General features: G+C 69.8%; 16 protein-coding genes and 1 pseudogene. All 17 read right to left on the bottom strand.

Translation table 11 applies throughout. The annotated features are described in order from the left end of the window. Positions 1 to 563, bottom strand: a pseudogene (locus tag WC493_RS00505) (hypothetical protein); the annotation flags it as partial. A gap of 136 nt (positions 564 to 699) precedes the next feature. Continuing rightward, positions 700 to 1,632, bottom strand: coding sequence for a UDP-3-O-acyl-N-acetylglucosamine deacetylase (gene lpxC, locus WC493_RS00500; RefSeq protein ID WP_373061382.1), 933 nt, complete (start codon positions 1,630 to 1,632; stop codon positions 700 to 702). Positions 1,633 to 1,824: 192 nt separating this feature from the next. Beyond that, positions 1,825 to 3,564 carry a cell division protein FtsZ gene (ftsZ, locus tag WC493_RS00495; RefSeq protein ID WP_373061380.1) on the bottom strand — a complete coding sequence of 580 codons (1,740 nt, stop codon included), beginning with the start codon at positions 3,562 to 3,564 and terminating at the stop codon, positions 1,825 to 1,827. Positions 3,565 to 3,620: 56 nt separating this feature from the next. Next, complete coding sequence (ftsA, locus tag WC493_RS00490) at positions 3,621 to 4,862, bottom strand: cell division protein FtsA (RefSeq protein ID WP_373061378.1); 1,242 nt, start codon at positions 4,860 to 4,862, stop codon at positions 3,621 to 3,623. Between the two features lie 25 nt (positions 4,863 to 4,887). Beyond that, entirely contained in the window at positions 4,888 to 5,796 is a 909-nt protein-coding gene (locus tag WC493_RS00485) for a cell division protein FtsQ/DivIB (RefSeq protein ID WP_373061376.1), read from the bottom strand. Continuing rightward, complete coding sequence (locus tag WC493_RS00480; protein WP_373061374.1) at positions 5,784 to 6,704, bottom strand: D-alanine--D-alanine ligase; 921 nt, start codon at positions 6,702 to 6,704, stop codon at positions 5,784 to 5,786. The genes WC493_RS00485 and WC493_RS00480 overlap by 13 nt, the downstream gene beginning before the upstream one ends. After that, positions 6,701 to 7,645 (bottom strand): UDP-N-acetylmuramate dehydrogenase, encoded by a 945-nt coding sequence (gene murB, locus WC493_RS00475; RefSeq protein WP_373061386.1) that lies wholly within the window; start codon positions 7,643 to 7,645, stop codon positions 6,701 to 6,703. Before murB ends, WC493_RS00480 begins: the two co-directional genes overlap by 4 nt. Further along, positions 7,645 to 9,081, bottom strand: a complete 1,437-nt coding sequence (murC, locus tag WC493_RS00470; RefSeq protein WP_373061372.1) for a UDP-N-acetylmuramate--L-alanine ligase — start codon at positions 9,079 to 9,081, stop codon at positions 7,645 to 7,647. Before murC ends, murB begins: the two co-directional genes overlap by 1 nt. Beyond that, positions 9,078 to 10,208: an undecaprenyldiphospho-muramoylpentapeptide beta-N-acetylglucosaminyltransferase gene (gene murG / locus WC493_RS00465; RefSeq protein ID WP_373061370.1), complete on the bottom strand. Its 1,131-nt coding sequence runs from the start codon at positions 10,206 to 10,208 to the stop codon at positions 9,078 to 9,080. Before murG ends, murC begins: the two co-directional genes overlap by 4 nt. Then, positions 10,205 to 11,344, bottom strand: a complete 1,140-nt coding sequence (ftsW, locus tag WC493_RS00460; protein ID WP_373061368.1) for a putative lipid II flippase FtsW — start codon at positions 11,342 to 11,344, stop codon at positions 10,205 to 10,207. Before ftsW ends, murG begins: the two co-directional genes overlap by 4 nt. After that, positions 11,341 to 12,720 carry a UDP-N-acetylmuramoyl-L-alanine--D-glutamate ligase gene (gene murD / locus WC493_RS00455; protein WP_373061366.1) on the bottom strand — a complete coding sequence of 460 codons (1,380 nt, stop codon included), beginning with the start codon at positions 12,718 to 12,720 and terminating at the stop codon, positions 11,341 to 11,343. The genes ftsW and murD overlap by 4 nt, the downstream gene beginning before the upstream one ends. A gap of 4 nt (positions 12,721 to 12,724) precedes the next feature. After that, positions 12,725 to 13,810 (bottom strand): phospho-N-acetylmuramoyl-pentapeptide-transferase, encoded by a 1,086-nt coding sequence (gene mraY, locus WC493_RS00450; protein ID WP_373061364.1) that lies wholly within the window; start codon positions 13,808 to 13,810, stop codon positions 12,725 to 12,727. Between the two features lie 26 nt (positions 13,811 to 13,836). After that, positions 13,837 to 15,243: a UDP-N-acetylmuramoylalanyl-D-glutamyl-2,6-diaminopimelate--D-alanyl-D-alanine ligase gene (locus WC493_RS00445; RefSeq protein ID WP_373061362.1), complete on the bottom strand. Its 1,407-nt coding sequence runs from the start codon at positions 15,241 to 15,243 to the stop codon at positions 13,837 to 13,839. After that, positions 15,240 to 16,709: a UDP-N-acetylmuramoyl-L-alanyl-D-glutamate--2,6-diaminopimelate ligase gene (locus WC493_RS00440; protein WP_373061360.1), complete on the bottom strand. Its 1,470-nt coding sequence runs from the start codon at positions 16,707 to 16,709 to the stop codon at positions 15,240 to 15,242. Before WC493_RS00440 ends, WC493_RS00445 begins: the two co-directional genes overlap by 4 nt. Before the next feature lie 10 nt (positions 16,710 to 16,719). Then, positions 16,720 to 18,489: a peptidoglycan D,D-transpeptidase FtsI family protein gene (locus WC493_RS00435; RefSeq protein ID WP_373061358.1), complete on the bottom strand. Its 1,770-nt coding sequence runs from the start codon at positions 18,487 to 18,489 to the stop codon at positions 16,720 to 16,722. Then, positions 18,486 to 19,202: a hypothetical protein gene (locus WC493_RS00430; protein WP_373061356.1), complete on the bottom strand. Its 717-nt coding sequence runs from the start codon at positions 19,200 to 19,202 to the stop codon at positions 18,486 to 18,488. Before WC493_RS00430 ends, WC493_RS00435 begins: the two co-directional genes overlap by 4 nt. Further along, on the bottom strand, positions 19,199 to 20,170 hold the full coding sequence (gene rsmH, locus WC493_RS00425; protein WP_373061384.1) for a 16S rRNA (cytosine(1402)-N(4))-methyltransferase RsmH: 972 nt from the start codon (positions 20,168 to 20,170) through the stop codon (positions 19,199 to 19,201). The genes WC493_RS00430 and rsmH overlap by 4 nt, the downstream gene beginning before the upstream one ends. Positions 20,171 to 20,177: the final 7 nt, after the last annotated feature.

The raw sequence follows: 20,177 nt of genomic DNA, 5'->3' as shown, positions 1-20,177 counted from the left end.
GCCAGATAGTCGTCGACCTGAGTCGTCATCGAATGCTGGCCGGGCACGAGCTGGAAGACGACGGCTTCCGGCACCGTGGTCGGATCCTCGCCCAGTTCCGGCACCTCGGTCACCATGGTCTGGATCAGGGCGGTCAGGCCCTCCACCGTCGGATTGGCCAGCAGGGCTTCGAGGCTCGCCACATTATTGTCGTTGGCAACCGGCAGGGCCAGCGCATAGGGCCCGGTGGCTGCCCCGCCCCAGGCGTAATTGGTCGCCGGATCATAGGCATAGCCGAGTTTGCCGGGCAGGATCTCGGCATAGGTGATGCCGTTCGAGAAGCGGCCTTCGTAATATTTCGCGGAATCGAAGGCTTCGAGGCCGGTGCCGCGGTTGAGACCCAGGAACATCTGGTCGAGCGCGCCCTGGGTCTTGCCTATATCGGCGTCCGAGGCCGAAAAGATCTGCTGTCCGCTGTATTGCTGCGCCTGGCCGACCGCCAGGCAGAGCGCGAGCACGCCGCCCCCGACAATGCCGGCCGCCACCGCGAGGCCCGGCCGGCCCCGCCCCTTCGCCCTGTCCATGCTTCCCCCCGGCCGCCCCATTTTCGGGGTCGCGCGGGGCCAGAATGCAAGCGGCGGTCGCGTTGCCGCAACCGCCGTTGTCGCCATCCCGGGTGCAGCGGCCGGAGGGCCGCCGCGGAAGATCAGCAGACCAGGATCAGAGAGGTGCGGCCACGCTGGCCTCGGTCCAGGCGGCACCCAGCCGGCCCTCGACCTCTTCGACCGCCGCGACATAGGTCCAGGCGGTACGGTCCGCGAAGAGCATATGCAGCAGCTTGTTGTTCAGCGCATGACCCGACTTGTAGCCGACGAAACGGCCGATGATCGGCGCGCCCGCCAGATAGAGGTCGCCCAGGGCGTCCAGCGCCTTGTGGCGGACGAATTCGTCCTCGAAGCGCAGGCCCTCGGGATTGAGGATGGCGTCACCGTCGACCACCACCGCATTGTCCAGGCTACCGCCCAGGGCCAAGCCCTTGGAGCGCAGATATTCGACTTCCTGCAGGAAGCCGAAGGTCCGCGCGCCCGACAGCAGGCCGGCGAAATCGGCCGGATCGATCGAATAGGAGCCGTTGCGCCGCGCGATCGCCTTCGAGGGGAACTCGATCTCGAAATCGATGGTGAAGCCGTCGGCCGGCTCCAGCGCGGCCATCTTGCCGTCGACCCGGTATTCGACCCGCTTCAGGATCTTGATGGCGCGGCGCGGCGGCCGCTGGTCGACCGTACCGACCCGCTCGATCATGGCGACGAAGGGGGCGGCCGAACCGTCCAGGATAGGCAGTTCGGGGCCGTCGACCTCGATCACCGCATTGTCGATGTGCAGGCCGGCCAGAGCCGCCATCAGATGTTCGACCGTACGCAGATGGACGCCCGCGCCGTTCACCAGCTCGGTGCACAGCATGGTGTCGCAGACTTGTTCGAAACGAGCGGGGATCACATTGTCGCGGTCGGTGACGTCGACGCGGCGGAACAGGATGCCGTGATCGCTCGGCGCCGGCAGGATCGTGACCCGGACGGGGCGGCCCGAGTGCAGCCCGACACCGTCGAGCGACACCGGCCTGGCCACCGTTTTCTGTGCCTCGAGTACGATCACGGGAAACCTCATCGCCCAAGCAACGGAACATCGAGTCGGGACGGACTCTGTGCATCCGCAAAAAAGATCCGGTGCCAGATTTAAGGGCTGGCACCGGTCTTCTCAAATCACTCTTTGTTACGGAAGGTTACAAGGCCAACCCATTGATTTTAATGGATTTTTCAGAACCTTCCGCAACTTTGCGACAATCCCTCAGTTGGCCTGGCGACGCAGGAAGGCGGGGATTTCGAGCTGATCGTCGGTGTTGCGCTGCTGCGCCGCACGCTCGGTTCCTTCCATGCGGCCGAGCAGGTTCGGGTTCTGGGCCTGCGGCGGCTGAGGCGCCGGCGCGGGCTGGGTCACCTGTTGCAGCATGGGTTGAGCCTGCATCGCCTGGGGTGCCGGCGCCTGCATCATCGGTGCCGGCGCCATCGGGGCCTGAGCATGGCCGACCGAGACGGCCGCGGCCTGGCCCTGCGGGGCCACGCCGTAAGCCGGACGCTGGCCATACTGGCCATAGACCGCCTGGGGCGACTGCAGGGTCGGTGCCGCGACGCGTTCCGGCTGGGCATGGGAGGCGCGGGCGCCGGTGACCCGGTCGATCAGCGACTTGAAGCCGCTGCGCCGGGCCGGCGCCGGTTCCATCGTCTCGCGGATCGGCTGGGCGCCGCCGAGGGAAACGCGCTGCTGGTCCATCTGGCCATAGGGCGCCGGGGCCGGCGCCGGGGCGACCGCCGGCATCGGCGCTTCCGCGACCGCCGCCATCGGCTGCTGCACGGGAACCTCGATCGGCTGGGCCTGGGCCACCGCGGCGGCCGGGGCCGTCATCGGCTGCGGCGTGAAGCCGGGGGCCGTCGCCGCCGCCGTCGCCGCCGCCACCGCGGCGGGACGGAGCACGGGCGAAGTCGCGGCCGACGGCGCCTGCGCCGGCTGCTGCGGCCGGCTGATGTTGGTCATGGCCGGCTGGGTCAGGCGCTGGATCGCCGATTCGGACTCGATGCCGGTCGCCACGACCGAGACGCGCATGCGGCCTTCCATCTCCATGTCGAAGGTCGAGCCGACGATGATGTTGGCATCGGGATCGACTTCGGAACGGATCCGGTTCGCCGCCTCGTCGACCTCGAACAGGGTCATGTCCATGCCGCCGGTGATGTTGATCAGCACGCCGCGCGCGCCCTTCATCGAGACGTCGTCGAGCAGCGGGTTGGAGATCGCCGCTTCGGCCGCCTCGATCGCTCGCTTGTCGCCCGAAGCCTCGCCCGTGCCCATCATGGCCTTGCCCATCTCGCTCATCACCGTGCGCACGTCGGCAAAGTCGAGGTTGATCAGGCCCGGCATGATCATCAGGTCGGTGACGCCGCGCACGCCCGAATGCAGCACGTTGTCCGCCATGGCGAAGGCCTGGGCGAAAGTGGTCTTCTCGTTGGCGAGACGGAACAGGTTCTGGTTCGGGATGATGATCAGCGTGTCGACATACTGATGCAGTTCCTCGATGCCGGTCTCCGCCGTGCGCATCCGGTGGCTGCCCTCGAACTGGAACGGCTTGGTGACCACGCCGACGGTCAACATGCCCTGCTCGCGCGCGGCCCGCGCCACGACCGGGGCTGCCCCCGTGCCCGTTCCGCCGCCCATGCCGCAGGTGATGAACACCATGTTCGAACCAGCCAGCGCGTCGACGATCTGGTCGATGGTCTCTTCCGCCGCCATGCGGCCGACTTCCGGCTTGGAGCCGGCGCCCAGGCCGCGCGTCACCGCCGCACCGAGCTGGATCTTGCGCGGCGCCTTGTTGTTGGACAGCGCCTGCGCATCGGTATTGGCGACCACGAATTCGACGCCCTCCAGCCGGGCCTCGATCATGTTGTTGACCGCATTACCACCGGCCCCGCCAACGCCGAAGACGGTGATGCGGGGCTTCAGCTCGGTCGACTCGGGCACGCCCAGCGAGATCGTCATGGTGCTCTCCTTAACCAAATGGCCCTCGGGCCGGTGATCCTTGAATGGTTACAAACTCAAAAGTTCTGTTTCAGCCAGCGGCCGATGCGCTTGATACGCTTGGCGCCGCTGTCTTCGCCGGCGCCGAGCACGGCCTCGATCGGCGCCTTGGCGGCATAGGAAAGAAGTCCGGCCGCGGTCGAGAAGGACGGCCCCCCGGTCGCCTCCGCCAGGCCCTGGATGCGGATCGGCCGGCCCATGCGGACCTGCTTGTCGAGCACCGAGGCGGCCAGTTCGCGCACCCCCTGGAGCTGCGAGGCGCCGCCGGTCAGCACCACCTTGCGCCCACCGACCCTGTCGAAGCCGCTCTCGCGCAGGTGGTTGCGCACGAGTTCGAAGGTCTCCTCGATGCGCGGGCGGATGATGCCGTTCAGCACGGAACGCGGCACATGATTGGCGGCGCCGTGGTCGCTCTCGCCCATCTGCGGCACGTCGATCACTTCGCGGTCGTCATTGGCACCTGGAACGGCGCTGCCGAACAGGGTCTTCATGCGTTCCGCATGAGCGGTCGGCGTGAGCAGGCCGCGGGCGATGTCGTTCGTCACATGGGAGCCGCCGACCGGCAGCACCGCGGTATGGACCAGGCTGCCGTCGTAGAAGACCGCGATCGAGGTGGCGCCGCCGCCCATGTCGATCAGTGTGATACCGAGGTCCATCTCGTCTTCGACCAGGCAGGCCAGCGCCGAGGCGTAGGGCGCCAGCACGATGCCGGAGACGCCCAGATGGGCCCGGCTGATGCAGACCGAGAGATTGCGGATCGGGCCGGACTGTGCCGTGACCACGTGGATGTTGACGCCGAGGCGTTCGCCGAACATGCCGCGCGGATCGCGGATCCCGCGCGAACCGTCGATCGTGTAACCGACCGGGATCGCGTGGATCAGCTCGCGGTCGGGCGCCTCGGCCCGCACGCGGTTGCCCTGTTCGAGGACTCGGCGGATGTCGCCGTCACCCACCTCGTGGCCGGCGATCGAAACCTCGACCCCGATCGTGTGGGACTGCGGCAGCCCGCCCGAGAAGGAGACGAAGACGTCGCGGATGGTCTCGCCCGCCATGCGTTCCGCCGTCTCGACCGCGGCGCGGATCGCATGTTCCGTCGCCTCCATGTCGGTCACGGTGCCGGCGCGCATCCCGCGGCTCGCATGATGCCCGATGCCGACCACGCGCACCTGTCCGGTCGCATCGATGCGGCCGATGAAGCAGGCGACCTTGGTCGAGCCGACATCGAGTGCGGCGACCAGGGCGTTTCGGGCGGCGGCCATGCGTTATCCCCTCCTCTGCGCGGGCTCAGGTGTTCTTGGCCGGAGCCGCGGCGCGCTGCTGGACGGCCCCGTCCGACAGGCGAACGACCAGGCGGTCCGGCTGGCGCAGGTCGACCATGGTGATGTCGCGCGACAGCAGGCGTTCCGTCTTCTCGAGCGAGGCGAGCCGCTCGAAGGCAACGGCCATGCCGTCCTCCGGCAAGCGGATCTCGACCCCGTTGTCCAGTTGTAGGTTCCAGCGCCGCTTGGAGACGCGCACCGCCGCCTGGACGTGGGAGCCGATCACCGGCTCGCGCGCCATCAGGTCGATCAGTTCGGCGGCATAGCGCGGCGCATCGTCGCCGACGATCAGCGGCAGCTTGGAATAGAGGGCGAGCTGCGCCCCCTCGCCTTCGATGGCGATGCCGTTCTGATCGACCAGGTGCATCTTGCCGTCGATCTGCCAGAGTGCCATCGGCCGGCGTTCCACCAGCGTCACATGGATCGCATCGGGCAGGCGCCGCTCGACCGAGGCGGCCTGCACCCAAGAGAGGCTCATGAGCCGCTCGCGCGCCGCTTCGAGGTCGATCGAGAGAATGTCGTCGCCGCGCGAAATGTCGAGGGCGGCGAGCACGTCCGATGCCTTGACAACGCTGCGGCCGGAGACCGTCACGCTCTGCACCACGAAGCCCTCGTCATGGGCGAGGCGGGCGAAACCGATCGCCACATTGTCGCGAATATCGGCGAGCTTGCCGGTGATGCCGAGCAGGGCGACCACCGCGACAGTGACGCCGGCACCGCCCAGCAGGACCTTGCCCCTGGTTCCCATGTTGACGAGGCCGGGCAGGCCGCGCGCCATCGCCTCGCCGAACGGCCGGCGCTTCGGTTCGACCACCCGGCGCTTGCGCGCCCGCTTGCCCTTGGGGCCGCCAAAGATGCCGCTCAGCGATCGCATGACGCATCCTCCACCATCCAGGTGACCAGTTCCTCGAAGCTCATGCCCAGGTGCGCCGCCTGTTCCGGAACCAGGGAGGTCGCGGTCATGCCCGGCTGGGAATTGAGTTCGAGAACGAAGAGACCGCCCTTGCCTTCCGTGTCGTCGTAACGGAAGTCGGTCCGGCTGACGCCGCGGCAGCCGAGCGCCTTGTGGGTCGCGACGGCGAGTGCCTTGGCCTTCTCCGTCACCGCTTCGGGCAGGGGCGCCGGCACCACGTGGCGCGAGCCACCGGCGGCATATTTGGCCTCGTAATCATAGAATTCCGTGCTCGGCAGGATCTCGGTCACGGCCAGCGCCCGGTCGCCCATCACGGCGACGGTGAGCTCGCGACCCGGCACGAAACGCTCGAGCAGCACGGGCTTCGTCGCCACCCAATATTCGGTGAGACCCCGGGGATAGTGATTGTCGCCCGGGCGCACGATATGAACGCCGACCGAGGAGCCCTCGTTGGTCGGCTTCACGACATAGGGCGGCTTCATCAGGTGGCGTTCCGCCGCCTCGCCCGCGGTCGAGACGACGCCGTCGACCACCGGGATGCCGGCCGCGGCGAAAACCACCTTGGCCGCCGGCTTGTCCATCGCCACGGCGGAGGCGCGCACGCCCGAATGGGTATAGGGGATCTGCATCAGTTCGAGCACGCCCTGAACGCAGCCATCCTCGCCGAAGCGGCCATGCAGCGCGTTGAAGGCGACGTCGGGCTTCACTTCCGCGAGGCGGAGCGCCACGTCGCGGCCGACGTCGACCTCGGTCACCGTGTAACCGGCGTTGCGCAGCGCCTTGGCGCAGGCCGCCCCCGAATTCAGGCTGACCTCGCGCTCGGTCGAGAGCCCGCCCATCAGCACCGCGACATGAGGCTTGCCGCTCATGGCGTCACCTCCCGCGCGGGGGCCGCGAAGCGCCCGATACGCATGATTTCCCACTCCAAAGTAACACCCGACTTCTCGAACACCCGGCGGCGCACTTCCTCGCCCAGGCCTTCGATGTCGGCGGCGGAAGCGCCGCCCTCGTTGATCAGGAAGTTGCAGTGCCGGGCCGAGACCACGGCGGGGCCGCGCGAAAGGCCCCGGCAGCCGGCGGCATCGATCAGTTCCCAGGCCCGGGCGCCGGGCGGATTCTTGAAGGTCGAGCCGCCCGTGCGGCTGCGCACCGGCTGCGATTCCTCGCGCGCCGCGGCGATTTCGTCCATGCGGGCGCCGATCGCCGCGGGATCGCCCTTGCGGCCCTGGAGCACGGCCTCGACCACGATCCAGTCTGCGGGGAAATCGGAATGGCGATAGGAGAAACGGAATTCCTCGGGTTTCACGACGCGGACTTGGCCCTGCCCGTCGACCACCGTGGCTTCGACCAGGACCTGCGCCAGTTCGCCCTGATAGGCGCCGGCATTGGTCCTGAAGGCGCCGCCGACGGTGCCCGGGATGCCGCGCAGGAATTCGAGCCCGGCGATGCCGGCATCGCGGGCGGCGAGCGAGACGTTGAGGTCGAGCGCCGCAGCGCCGACGCGGAGCCGCTCGCCCGGTTCGGCGGCGATGCCGGCGAAGCCCCGGCCGAGGCGCACCACGATGCCGTCGAGCCCGCCGTCGCGGACCAGGAGGTTGGAACCGACGCCGATCACCAGAAGCGGCACGCCGGCCGGCCGCCCCTTCAGCAGGGCGACCAGATCGTCGAGGTCCTTCGGCCGCACCATGACCTCGGCCGGGCCGCCGACCTGGAACCAGGTGACGCCCGCCAGCGACGCGCCGGGGCTGACCCGGCCGCGCAGGGGCGGCAGGCGTTCGGCGAGGTCGAGGGGGCGGGTCTCGGTCATCATCATCCCCGCTCCGCCGCCCGCGGCTTGGCCGCGATCAGGGCTTCGAGCTGGCCCGGCAGGGCCGCCGCCCATTGGGTGATGTTGCCGGCACCGAGGCAGACCACGAGGTCGCCCGGCCGCGCCACACCCGCCACCACTTCGGCGAGCTTGTCGGGGCCGGAGAGTGGGATGACATGGCGATGCCCATGGTCGCGCAGGCCGGCCACCAGATGGTCGCGGTCGACCCCCTCGATCGGCTGTTCGCCGGCGGCATAGACGTCGGCCACGATCACCGTGTCGGAATCGTTGAAACAGGTGCAGAAGTCGTTGAACAGGCTCTGCAGCCGGCTGTAGCGATGCGGCTGCACGACCGCGATCACCCGGCCCGCATAGGCGGTACGGGCGGCGCGCAGCACGGCGGCGATTTCGACCGGGTGGTGGCCGTAATCGTCGATCACGGTGATGCCATAGGCTTCGCCGGTCTTGGTGAAGCGCCGCTTCACGCCCGCGAAGGTGGCCAGTGCCTTGCGCACCACGTCGTCGTCGAAGCCCATTTCGCGGGCGATCGCGATGGTGGTCAGGCTGTTCAGCACATTGTGCTGGCCCGGCATGGGCAGGCGCAGCTCGCGGATGATCCGCTTCGCGCCCGTCGCCCGTTCGGTGATCTGGACGTCATAGGTCGCACCACCGGCGGCGAAGCGAACGTTGATCGCCCGGATGTCGGCCTGCGGGCTCAGCCCATAGGTGATGATGCGGCGGTCCGGCACGGCCGAGATCAGGGCCTGCACATCGGGATGGTCGACGCAGAGCACCGCGCAGCCGTAGAAGGGCACATTGTCGACGAACTGGTGGAACGCCTCGCGCACCTTGTCGAAAGTGCCGTAGAAGTCGAGATGTTCGGGGTCGATGTTGGTCACGACCGCGATCGTGGCCGGCAGCCTGGTGAAGGTACCGTCGCTCTCGTCCGCCTCGACCACCATCCAGTCGCCGGCGCCGAGCCGGGCGTTGGTGCCATAGGCGTTGATGATGCCGCCGTTGATCACGGTCGGATCGAGGCCGGCGGCATCGAACATGGCGGCGACCATGGAGGTCGTCGTGGTCTTCCCGTGGGTGCCGGCGACCGCGACGCACCAGCGAAGGCGCATCAGCTCGGCCAGCATCTCGGCCCGGCGCACGACCGGGATGAAGCGCTCGCGCGCCGCGTCCAGCTCCGGATTGCCGGGCTTCACGGCGGAGGAAATGACGACGATCTGCGCCTCGCCCAGGTTTTCCGGGGCATGGCCGACGGCGACGGGAATGCCCGCCTCGCGCAGCCGCTTCACATTGGCGTTGTCGGCCTGGTCCGAGCCCTGCACGCGGTAGCCGAGGTTGTACATGACCTCGGCGATGCCGGACATGCCGATGCCGCCGATGCCGACGAAATGGATGGGCCCGATGTCGAGCGGGAGCGCCCTCATGCGGCAACCCTTTCTGCAATACGCCCGCGCCGCGGTGCCGCGGCCAGGGCTTCGACGAGATCGGCGAGGCGCGAGGCCGCGTCGACGCGGGCCTGACCGCGGGCGGCGACCGCCGCTTCGGCCAGGCGGGCGGGGGCCAGTGCCAGCCTTTGCAGGCGCTTGGCCAGTTCCGCCGGGGTGAAGTCGCTCTGGGGCACGCTGAAGGCGGCGCCGGCATCGGCCAGGGCTGCGGCGTTCACCGTCTGGTGGTCGTCGGCGGCACTGGGCAGCGGCACCAGGATCGAGGGCCGCCCCGCCGCCGCCAGTTCGGCCACGGTCGAGGCGCCGGCGCGGGCGATCACCAGATGCGCGCGGTCGAGCCTGGCCGGCACGTCGGCGAAGAAGGGGGCCAGTTCGGCGGCGATGCCTTCGGCCTCATAGGCGGCGGCGACCGGCCCCGCCTCTTCCGCGCGCGCCTGCTGGGTCACCTGAAGGCGCGACTTCAGCGCGGGCGGCAACAGGGCGAGCGCCGCCGGCACCACCTCGCTCATGATCCGGGCGCCCAGGCTGCCGCCCAGCACCAGGAGGCGGAACGGCCCGTCCTCGGACGGTGCGGCGTAAGGCGCGATGCCCAGGATCTCCGGCCGGACCGGGTTGCCGGTCACGACCGCGCGGGCCTTGTCGCCGGCACCGAGCCCCCGGGTCGCCGAGAAGGAGATGGCGAGGGCCGACAGCCGCGGCGCGATCAGCCGGTTGACCCGGCCGAGCACTGCATTCTGTTCATGGAGGCAGGTCGGCACGCGCCGGCTCAGTGCCGCCAGCATGGGCGGCAGCGAAGGATAGCCGCCGAAGCCGACCACCACCGCGGCGTTCCACTGCTTCAACAGGCGCCGGGCCTGGAGCACGCCGCGCAGGATGTCGGCCACGGCCCGGAGGCGCGCCATCGGGCTCCGCCCGGCGAAAGCGCCGGCCGGCAGCACGGCGAAGGGCGCATCGCCGAAGCCGGCGCGGAACTTGGCACCGCGCACGTCGGTCATCACCGCGACGGCATGGCCGCGGCGGCGCAGCTCGGCCGCCAGCGCCTGGGCCGGCATGACATGGCCACCGGTACCGCCGGCGGCGAGCACGAAGGTCCCCGCCCGGCTCATCGGTAGCCTCCGAAGCCGCCGACGCCGGGCCGGCTGCGGGTCAGGGCGAGCAGCATGCCCATGCCGAAGGCGAGCGCCACCATGGACGAGCCGCCGTAGGAGATGAAGGGGAGCGTCATGCCCTTGGCCGGCAGCAGGTTCAGGTTGACGCCGATGTTGATGAAGGCCTGCAGGCCGAACTGGGCGACCAGGCCGACGCCGGCATAGAGCACGAAGGGATCGTTCTCCTTGAACAGGCGGGACAGCAGGCGCAGCACGATGAAGGCGAAGATGCCGACCAACACGAGGCAGGCGACCATGCCGAATTCCTCGCCCGCGACGGCGAAGATGAAGTCGGTATGGGCGTCGGGCAGGATGCGCTTCACCGTCCCCTCGCCCGGGCCCCGGCCCCAGACCCCGCCCGAGACGAAGGCGTCGAAGGCGCGTTCGGTCTGGTAGTTGTCGCCCGCTTCGGGGTTGAGGAAGCGGTCGATGCGCGAGGCCACGTGAGGCAGCAGGAAATAGGCACCCACGGCGCCGACGGTGCCCGCGGCGGCGAGCGCCAGCACGATCACGATGGGCAGCCCGGCGACGAAAAGCTGCACGCCCCACATCATGGAGAGCAGCATGGTCTGGCCGAAATCGGGCTGCATCAACAGGATCGCGACCACGACGAGATAAGCCCCGGCCGACAGGATGCCACCAGGAAAGCCCGGATGGCGCTGGCGTTCGGCCAGCAGCCAGCCGGAGACGACGACGAAGGTGGGCTTGACGAATTCGGACGGCTGCACCGAGAGCGCGCCGACGCCGATCCAGCGGCGCGAGCCCTTGATCTCGGCCCCGATCACCAGGGTCGCCGCCAGCGCCGCCAAGGCCCCCAGGAAGGCCAGCGCGGCGAAGCGCCGGACCTGCTCCGGGCTCATCAGGGAAATGCCGAACATGACGATGACGGAAGGCACCAGGAAGATCACCTGCCGGCGCACGAAATGGAACGGATCGACGTGGATCCGCTCGGCCACCGCCGGGCTCGCCGCCAGCGTCAGCACCATGCCCATGACGATGAGCACGGTGAGCGCCAGGATGGCCCAGCGGTCGACGGTCCACCACCAGCGGCCGACGACCGAATTGTCCGTGCGGGCGAAGGTGAAGGTGGTCATGCCGCCGCCTCCCCGAGGGCCTGCACCAGGCTGCGGAAGCGCTCGCCCCGCGCTTCGAAATCGCTGAACTGGTCGAAGGAGGCGCAGGCGGGCGAGAGCAGCACGACCGGTGCCGCCGCCCCGTCGGCCGCGGCATCGCGCGCCGCGGTCGCGACCGCGGCCTCGAGCGTGCCGACGATCGCATGGCGCACATGGCCGTCCAGCGTCGCGGCGAAATCCTGGGCTGCCTCGCCGATCAGATAGGCGCGGGAAATCTTCGGCCAGAACTCGCCGAGGCTGGTGATGCCGCCCGCCTTGGGCTTGCCGCCCGCGATCCAATAGATGTGGTCATAGGCCGCCAGTGCCTTGGCCGCGGCATCGGCATTGGTCGCCTTGCTGTCGTTGACGAAGCGGATGCCGCCCCGGACCGCGACCAGTTCCATGCGATGGGCGAGGCCCGGGAAGCTGGCGAGCCCGGCCAAGGCCGCGGCGCGCGGCAGGCCCAGGCCGCGCAGCGCCGCGAAAGCCGCCGCCGCATTCTGCCAATTATGCGCCCCGCGCAGCCGGTCCAGCGTCGTCAGGTCATAGACCGCCTCGCCGTTCTCAAAGAGCGTGCCGTCCTTGGCCGAGACACCCTGGCCCAGCACACGGCCGACGGCGAGCCCGGTGACCCTTCGTGCCTTGGCGCGTAGCCGGTCGGCGATGCCGGCCGAAGCCGCGTCGTCGAGTCCGACCACCGCCACCTGGGCCGCCGACTGGTCGCGGAACAGCCGTTCCTTGACCGCGATATAGCCGTCCATGCCGCCGTGACGGTCGAGATGGTCCGGCGTGATGTTCAACAGGATGCCGACATCCGGCGTCAGCCTATCCAGAAGATCGATCTGATAGGACGAGACTTCGAAGACGTAAACGCCGCCGGCCGGCACCGGATCGAGGTCGAGCACCGCCGTGCCCAGGTTGCCGCCGACCGCGACCGGCACACCCGCCGCTTCCAGCAGATGGGCGATCAGGGCCGTGGTGGTCGACTTGCCGTTGGTCCCGGTGATCATGACGACGCGGGTGCCGGGCAGACGCTGGCTCGAACGGGCGAACAACTCCATGTCGCCGATCACGGGCACACCGGCGGCTTTGGCCAGCGTGACCACGTCGTGCGGCACCGGATGGGTCAGCGGCACGCCGGGCGCCAGCACCAGGGCGGCGAACGTGGTCCAGTCGGCGGCGCGGAGGTCGACCAGGGGCACGCCTTCCGCAGCCGCCTTGTCGCGGGCGGCCGGCTTGTCGTCCCAGGCGGCCACTTCGGCGCCCCCGGCGAGCAGGGACTTGGCCGCGGAAACGCCGGTGCGCGCCAGTCCGAAGACGGCGACGCGGCGGCTCTTGAAGCTGTCGGCGACGATCATGGCCTCACCTCAGCTTCAGGGTGGAAAGGCCGACCAGCGCCAGCACCACGGCGATGATCCAGAAGCGGATCACTACCGTCGGCTCCGACCAGCCCTTCTGTTCGAAGTGATGGTGCAGCGGCGCCATGCGGAAGACCCGCTTGCCCGTCGTCTTGAAGGAGATCACCTGGACCACGACAGACACGGTTTCGAGCACGAAGAGGCCGCCGATGATGGCCAGCACCAGCTCGTGCTTGACCGCGACGGCGATGGCACCGAGGGCTCCTCCCAGCGCCAAGGAGCCGGTGTCGCCCATGAACACCATGGCCGGCGGCGCGTTGTACCAGAGGAAGCCGAGCCCGGCGCCGACCAGGGCACCGCAGAACACCGCCAGTTCGCCAGCCCCGGCCACATGGTGGATCTGCAGATAGTCGGCGAAGCGGAAGTTGCCGACCAGATAGGCGATGATGGCGAAGGCGCCCGCCGCGATCATCACCGGCACGATGGCGAGGCCGTCGAGCCCGTCGGTCAGGTTGACCGCATTGCCGGCGCCGACGATGACGAAGACTGCGACCGGCACGAAGAACCAGCCGAGTTGGACCAGGAGGTTCTTGAAGAAGGGAATGGCCAGCGCCGTCGAATGTTCGGGCGTCGTGATCGCCACGATCCAGATCACCGCCCCGGTGCCGACCACGACTTCGAGCAGGAGCTTCAGCTTGCCCGGCACGCCCTTGGGATTGACCTTGGTGACCTTGAGATAGTCGTCGGCGAAGCCGATCAGGCCGAAGCCCAGCGTGACCACGGTGACCGCCCAGACATAGCCCGAGGTGAGATCGGCCCAGAGCAGGACCGAGACCAGGAGGCCGGCCAGAATGAGGAAGCCGCCCATGGTCGGCGTGCCGGCCTTGGAGAGATGGGTCTTCGGTCCGTCGCTGCGGATCGGCTGGCCCTTCTTCTGTTTGAGCTTCAGCCAGTCGATCAGGCGCGGGCCCAGCACGAAGGCGACCAGAAGCGCAGTCAGCAGCGCCCCGCCGGTCCTGAAGGTCAGGTACCGGAACAGATTGAAAAAGCCGAACTCGTCGGCCAGCGGGGCCAAGAGATTGAAGAGCATGACGCTTCCTGAATGCCGTTCGCCCCTCAGCGGGACGAATCAGCCGAATCAAGCAGTAGTAGTGTATCGATGATCACGGCCATATAACTGCCCAAAGATCCCTTCACCACCACAACATCTCCTTGACGAACGGCATCGCGCACGATCGGCGCCAAAGCCTTCGAGTCGGATTTGTGACAGCCTTGGATCCGGGCCGGCAGGGCGTCGTGGAGCGCCTGCATATGGCGGCCGCAGGTAAAGACCAGGTCGACGCCGGAGGCGACCAGGGGACCGGCGAGCCCTGCGTGCAGGGCATCGGCCTCCGTCCCCAGTTCGCGCATGTCGCCGAGGACGGCGATGCGCCGGCCGCGGGGGCCCGGCTGGGCCACCGCCAGATTGGCGAAGGCCGCCCGCATCGAGGCGGGGCTGGCGTTGTAGCTCTCGTCGACCAGGGTGAAGGAGCCGCCTTCGAGCGGGATTTCGTGGCGCAGGCCGCGTCCCGCCGGGGCCGAGAGTTCGGCCAGCGCCAGGGCGCCCAGGCTGATGTCGGCACCCGCCAGCTCGACCGCGGCCATGACGGCGAGCGAATTCATCGCCCAGTGCCGGCCCGGGGCGCCGATCTTATAGGTCATGTGGCGGCTGCCGATCATGGCGTCGACCAGCGTCATATCGGGCTTCAGGGCGACGTCGAGCAGGCGGACGTGGCAGCCCTCCGCGGTGCCGAAGCTGGCGACATGGATGCCGCGCGCCTTGGCCGCCGCCGCCAGCCGCTCGAACTGGCCGTTGTCGCGGTTCAGGATGGCGGCGCCGCCCGCCGGCACGCCGGCGAAAATCTCCGCCTTGGCGTCGGCGATCGCCTCGATCGAGGGGAAGAATTCCATATGGGCCGGCTCGACCGTGGTGATCACCGCGATATGAGGCCGTACCAGGCGCGACAACGGCGTCAGCTCGCCCGGATGGTTCATGCCCATCTCGAACACGCCGTAGCGCGTGTCGGCCGGCATCCGCGCCAGGCTCAGCGGCACGCCGACATGGTTGTTGAAGCTGCCGACCGAGGCATGGGTCGGCCCGCTGGCGCCCAGCGCCACCTTGAGCGCCTCCTTGGTGCCGGTCTTGCCGACCGAGCCGGTGACGCCGATCACCGCGGCGTCGACCCGGCCGCGCGCCGCCCGCGCCAGATCCTCTAGCCCGGCCATGGTCTCCGGCACGATGACCAGCGGGTCGGCTTCGCTGACGCCTTCCGGCACCTGGGCGACCAGGGCGCCGGCAGCCCCTGCCGCCAGCGCCTTGGCAACGAAGGCGTGGCCGTCCACCTGGCTGCCGGGCAGGGCGACGAAGAGATCGCCCGGCTCGACCTTGCGGGAATCGAAGACGACGCCGGTCACGGCGAAGTCGCGGGTGGCACTGCCGCCGGTCGCGGCGGCGATTTCGGCGGCCGTCCAGAGCGCGGTCATGCGGCGCCTCCCTTGATGACGCGGAGCACGCTGCGCACCATGGCGCGATCGTCGAAGGGACGGGTTTCGCCCTTCACGATCTGGCCCTGTTCGTGGCCCTTGCCGGCCACCACGACGACGTCGCCCGCTGCAAGATCGGACAGGGCGGCGGCGATCGCCGCTGCACGGTCGCCGATCTCGATCGCCCGGGGGGCCGCCGCCAGGATCTGGGCACGGATCGCCTTGGGTTCCTCGCTGCGCGGATTGTCGTCGGTGACGATCACCCGGTCGGCCGTCTCGGTCGCGATGCGCCCCATCTCGGGCCGCTTGCCGGGATCACGGTCGCCGCCGCAGCCGAAGACCACCACCAGGCGCCGCTCGACATGGGGGCGCAGCGCCGCCAGCACGCGGGCCAGCGCATCCGGCGTATGGGCATAGTCGACGAAGACCGGCGCGCCGGACGGATGGATCCCGGCGAGTTCGAGCCGCCCCGGCACACCCCGGAGCTGGCCGAGCTGGGCGACGGCGGCGCCCGCCGCGGTTCCCGTGGCGACCGCCAGGCCGAGCGCCACCAGGGCGTTGGATGCCTGGAAATCACCCGCCAGCGGCAGTTCGACCTGATGCGCCGCGCCGAAGAGGGAGAGCGTCAGGGCCTGGCCCGCAGCGGTCGGTCGGCGGCGCAGCAGGGCGATGTCCGCCCCCTCGCCGCCCACGGTGACGGGCTTCAGGCCGGCCTCTCGCGCCGCCTTCAGGATCGCCTCGGCCGGCTCGCCGCCGCGCACCACGACGGCGGGCGCGCCCTTGGGCAGCAAAGTGTCGAACAGGCGCCGCTTGGCCGCGAGATAAGCGGCGAAATCCGGGTGATAGTCGAGATGGTCGCGGGTCAGATTGGTGAAGGCACCGGCGGTCAGGCGGACACCGTCCAGCCGGCGCTGGTCGAGGCCATGGCTGGAGGCTTCCATCGCGGCATGATCGATGCCGCGGGCGGCGAGCCCGCTCAGCACCTGATGCAGCACCACGGGATCGGGCGTGGTGGCGCCGAGCGGCGTATCGCCTTCATCAGTGGTGACGCCGAGGGTACCGATGGCGGCGGCGGACAGGCCGAGACCGGCCCAGATCTGGCGGGTGAAACTGGCGATCGAGGTCTTGCCGTTGGTCCCGGTCACTGCGACGACGGTGGCCGGCTGACCGGCATGGAAGCGCGCCGCGGCGAGCGCGAGCGCCCGGCGGGCGTCGCGGACCGCGATCACCGGCACCGGCGCCTCCTCCACCGTCTCGCCCGCCTGGACGACGACGGCAGCCGCTCCCTTGGCCACGGCATCGGCGATATAGCGCCGGCCGTCGTCCCGGCTGCCCGAGAGGGCGAAGAACAGGGCCCCGGGCACCACCTTGCGGCTGTCCGCGGTCACGGCGGTGATCACCGTAGCGGCCAGCGGCGCGGCGACGCCGTCTTCGGGGATCAGGTCGGCCAGTTCGTGCGCTGCCATGGCTCCGGCCTCAATCCTCGCCGCTCGCCTTGGCGATCAGCACGCCACCGGCGGTCGCCGGGTCCGGGCCTTCGGTCGGCATGACACCCAGCAGAGGGGCGATCCGCTCGACGATGCGGCCGACGGTGGGCGCCGCCGTCCAGCCGCCGGTGGCAAAGCCGTAGGTCTCCTTGGTGCCCTTGGGTTCGTCGATCATGACCAGCACGGCATAGCGCGGCTCGGTCATCGGGAAGGCCGAGACGAAGGAGGACAGCAGGGCCTTGCGGGCATAGCCGCCGCCTTCCGCCTTTTCGGCGGTGCCGGTCTTGCCGCCGATCCAATAGCCGGGCACATCGGCCTTCTTGCCCGTGCCTATGGTGACGACGAGGCGCATCAGCTTGCGCATCGAGGCCGAGGTCTGGGACGAGACCACCCGCTCGCCGGCCGGCGGATGGGCCGGGTCGGGCAGCAGCAGGGTGGGCTGGAAATAGATGCCGCCGTTGACCAGAGCCGCGACGCCGGTCGCGAGATGCAGCGGCGTCACCGCCATGCCGTGGCCGAAGGCGATGGTCATCGTATTGATTTCGCGCCAGGGATTGGGCACCTGGGGCGTGCCCGCCTCGGGCAGCTCGATCGAGACTCGGCGGGTCATGCCCATGCGGGTCATGAATTCGCGCTGGCGGTCGACGCCGCAGTCGAGCGCCATCTTGGCCGAGCCGATATTCGAGGAATAGATCAGGATCTCCGGCACCGAGAGCCAGCGGGCCTGGGGATGGTCGTCCTTGATTGTGAAGCGGGCGATCTTGATCGGGTGGGTGGCGTCATAGCTCGACCCCAGCTTGGCGACGCCGCTGTCCAGCGCCATCGCCGTGTTGAAGGTCTTGAAGGTCGAGCCCATTTCGTAGGTGCCCAGCGTCGCCCGGTTGAAGCGGTTCTCGGGCGTCGCCTCGCGCGGGTTGTTGGGGTCGAAATCGGGCATCGAGACCATGGCGATCACTTCGCCCGTGCGCACGTCCTGCACGATGGCGGCACCGCCGATGGCGTGGAAAGTCTCGATCGCGCGCGACAGCTCGTCGGTCACGGCGTGCTGCACCCGGATGTCGAGGGTCAGCTTCAGGGGCTGGGCGGCGCGGGCGGGATCGCGCAATTCCTCGTCGAAACGGGCCTCGACCCCGGAGATGCCCTTGCTGTCGATGTCGACGAAGCCGAGCACATGGGCGGCCAGGCGGCCGAAGGGATAGACCCGGCGCTCCTCGCGCTGGAAGGCGAGGCCGGGCAGGCCGAGGCTGTTCACCTCGTATTCCTGGCGCGGCGTCAGGTTGCGCTTCAGCCAGACGAAGCTCTTGCCCGAACGGAGCTTGGCGTCGAGTTCGACGCGCGAAAGGTCGGGCAGCACGCGGATCAGCTTGGAGACCGCCTCGTCGATGTCGATCAGCTTCGTCGTGTCGGCATAGAGCGAGGCGGTGGTCAGGTTGGTCGCCAGCACGACGCCGTTGCGGTCGGTGATCGCCGCCCGTTCGGCGACCGCCTCGGTCGTGCCGGTGCCGCGGGCGTCGTCGGGCTGGCGCAGCACGGAAATATCGACCAGGCGGCCGGCCAACAGGGTGAAGCAGCCGGCGAAGAAAATGCCGAGCATGGTCAGCCGGCTGCGGCCGGTCTCGATCGCCTGCTTGGTCTGGCCGTCCAGCAGCACGGTCTCGCGCGGCCGGCGGCCGACGAAAACCGGCGCCCCCTCCGGGATATGGACCGGCGGCAGCCGGGGCGGCGTGCCGTAGTCGCGGGGATCGTCGTAGCCCGTCATTGCCGCCCCGTCGGATAGACGGCCTCGCCGCTGGCGAAGATACGGGCGACGCCGTCGAGCAAGTCGTCGCTGGAAGCCACTTCGGGTGCCGGCGTGGCTCGATGCGGGGCGGGGGCCGAAGCGCTCCGGGTCGGCGCCGACGGCGCCACGGGAACGGCACGCGCCGGGGCGGGCGCCGCCGGGCGGGCAGCGGGAGCGGCGACCGGCTGGGGCGCGGTCGGCCGGGCCGGCGCGGGCGCCGGGGCGCGCACGGGCTGGGCCGCGACCGGCGCCGGATCGCGGCGGGCGGGTGCTGCCGCCGGCACCGTGGCCGGCTTGGCCGTGGCGGGCTTCGAAGCGGCGGCCGCGGGCCGTGTCGCCGGTGCCGGCGTCGCACTCGACAGCAGGGGCGCCGGGGCCTGGGCACCGGGCGTCTCGCCTTCCGGCACCGGGGCGACCGGGCGCATCGGCAGGCGGTCGACCGTGGTGATCTGGCTCGGCTTCATCGGCTTCAGATCGAGATAGCGCTCGGCCAGGTCCTGGATGCGGGCGGGCTGGTTCAGATAGGCCCATTCGGCGTCCAGCACCTGGATCGCCTCGCGCTCGCGGGTGACGTTCTGGTGCAGCTCGCGGGCCTGGCGCTCCAGCAGGCGGACCTGGAACTTCACCTGGTAGAGTGTCGCGGCGGTACCGATCGCAAGGCCGATCGCGGCCACTGTCAGGATCCGGCTCATTGACGCCCCTCCTCGGCTCGTCCCCAGGCCGGGGCCGCTGTGCGCCTGGCCGCGCGCAGCCTGGCCGACCGGGCCCTGGGATTGACACGGATCTCCTCTTCCGTCGGCTTTTCGGTGCCGCGGAACAGGAGTTCGAAACTGGGCGCCCGTCCGCCGGCACGGACGGGCGCGTGACGCGAGGGGCCACCCTCTGCCCCCGCGCGTCGGGTCAGGAAGCGCTTCACGGCGCGATCCTCGAGGCTGTGGAACGAGACGACGGCGAGCCGCCCGCCGGGGCGCAGCAGCCGTTCGGCGGCATGGAGCCCGCGGTCGAGTTCGCCCAATTCGTCGTTCACCGCGATACGCAGCGCCTGGAAGGTGCGGGTCGCGGGATGGATGCGGTCGGCCTGGCCGCGGCCGATGGTGCGGGCGACCAGGTCGGCCAGCGCCTTGGTCCGGGTGATCGGGGCGTCCGTCCGCGCGGCGACGATGGCGCGCGCGATCCGGCGCGAGGCATGTTCCTCGCCGTAGGCATAGATGAGATCGGCCAGTTCGGCCTCGGCCGTGCCGTTCACGATGTCGGCCGCGGTCGGCCCCTCGCCGCCCATGCGCATGTCGAGCGGGCCGTCCTCGCGGAAGGAGAAGCCGCGCTCCGCCTGGTCGACCTGCATCGAGGAAATGCCGAGGTCGAGGGCGATGCCGTCGACCGCCGTGATGCCGCTGGCGGCGAGCAGGGCTTCCATGTCGCCGAAACGCCCGGCCAGCATGGTGAAGCGCCCGGCCGCCTCGGCCTCGAGGGCGCGGCCGGTCTCGACCGCGGAAGGATCGCGGTCTATGCCGTAGACATGACCCGCCGGGGTTTCCAGGAAGGCCCGGCAATAGCCGCCGGCGCCGAAGGTGCCGTCGACGATCAGCTCGCCCGCCTGGGGCGCCAGCACCGCGACCACTTCGCGGCCGAGCACCGAGACGTGGGGGCCTTCGGTATTGATCATCGCC

Origin of the sequence: Zavarzinia sp. (assembly GCF_041650655.1) — a bacterium.
Taxonomy (GTDB): Bacteria; Pseudomonadota; Alphaproteobacteria; order Zavarziniales; family Zavarziniaceae; genus Zavarzinia.
The sequence above is the reverse complement of the archived record's forward strand: the minus strand, read 5'-3'. Positions and strand labels throughout refer to the sequence as shown.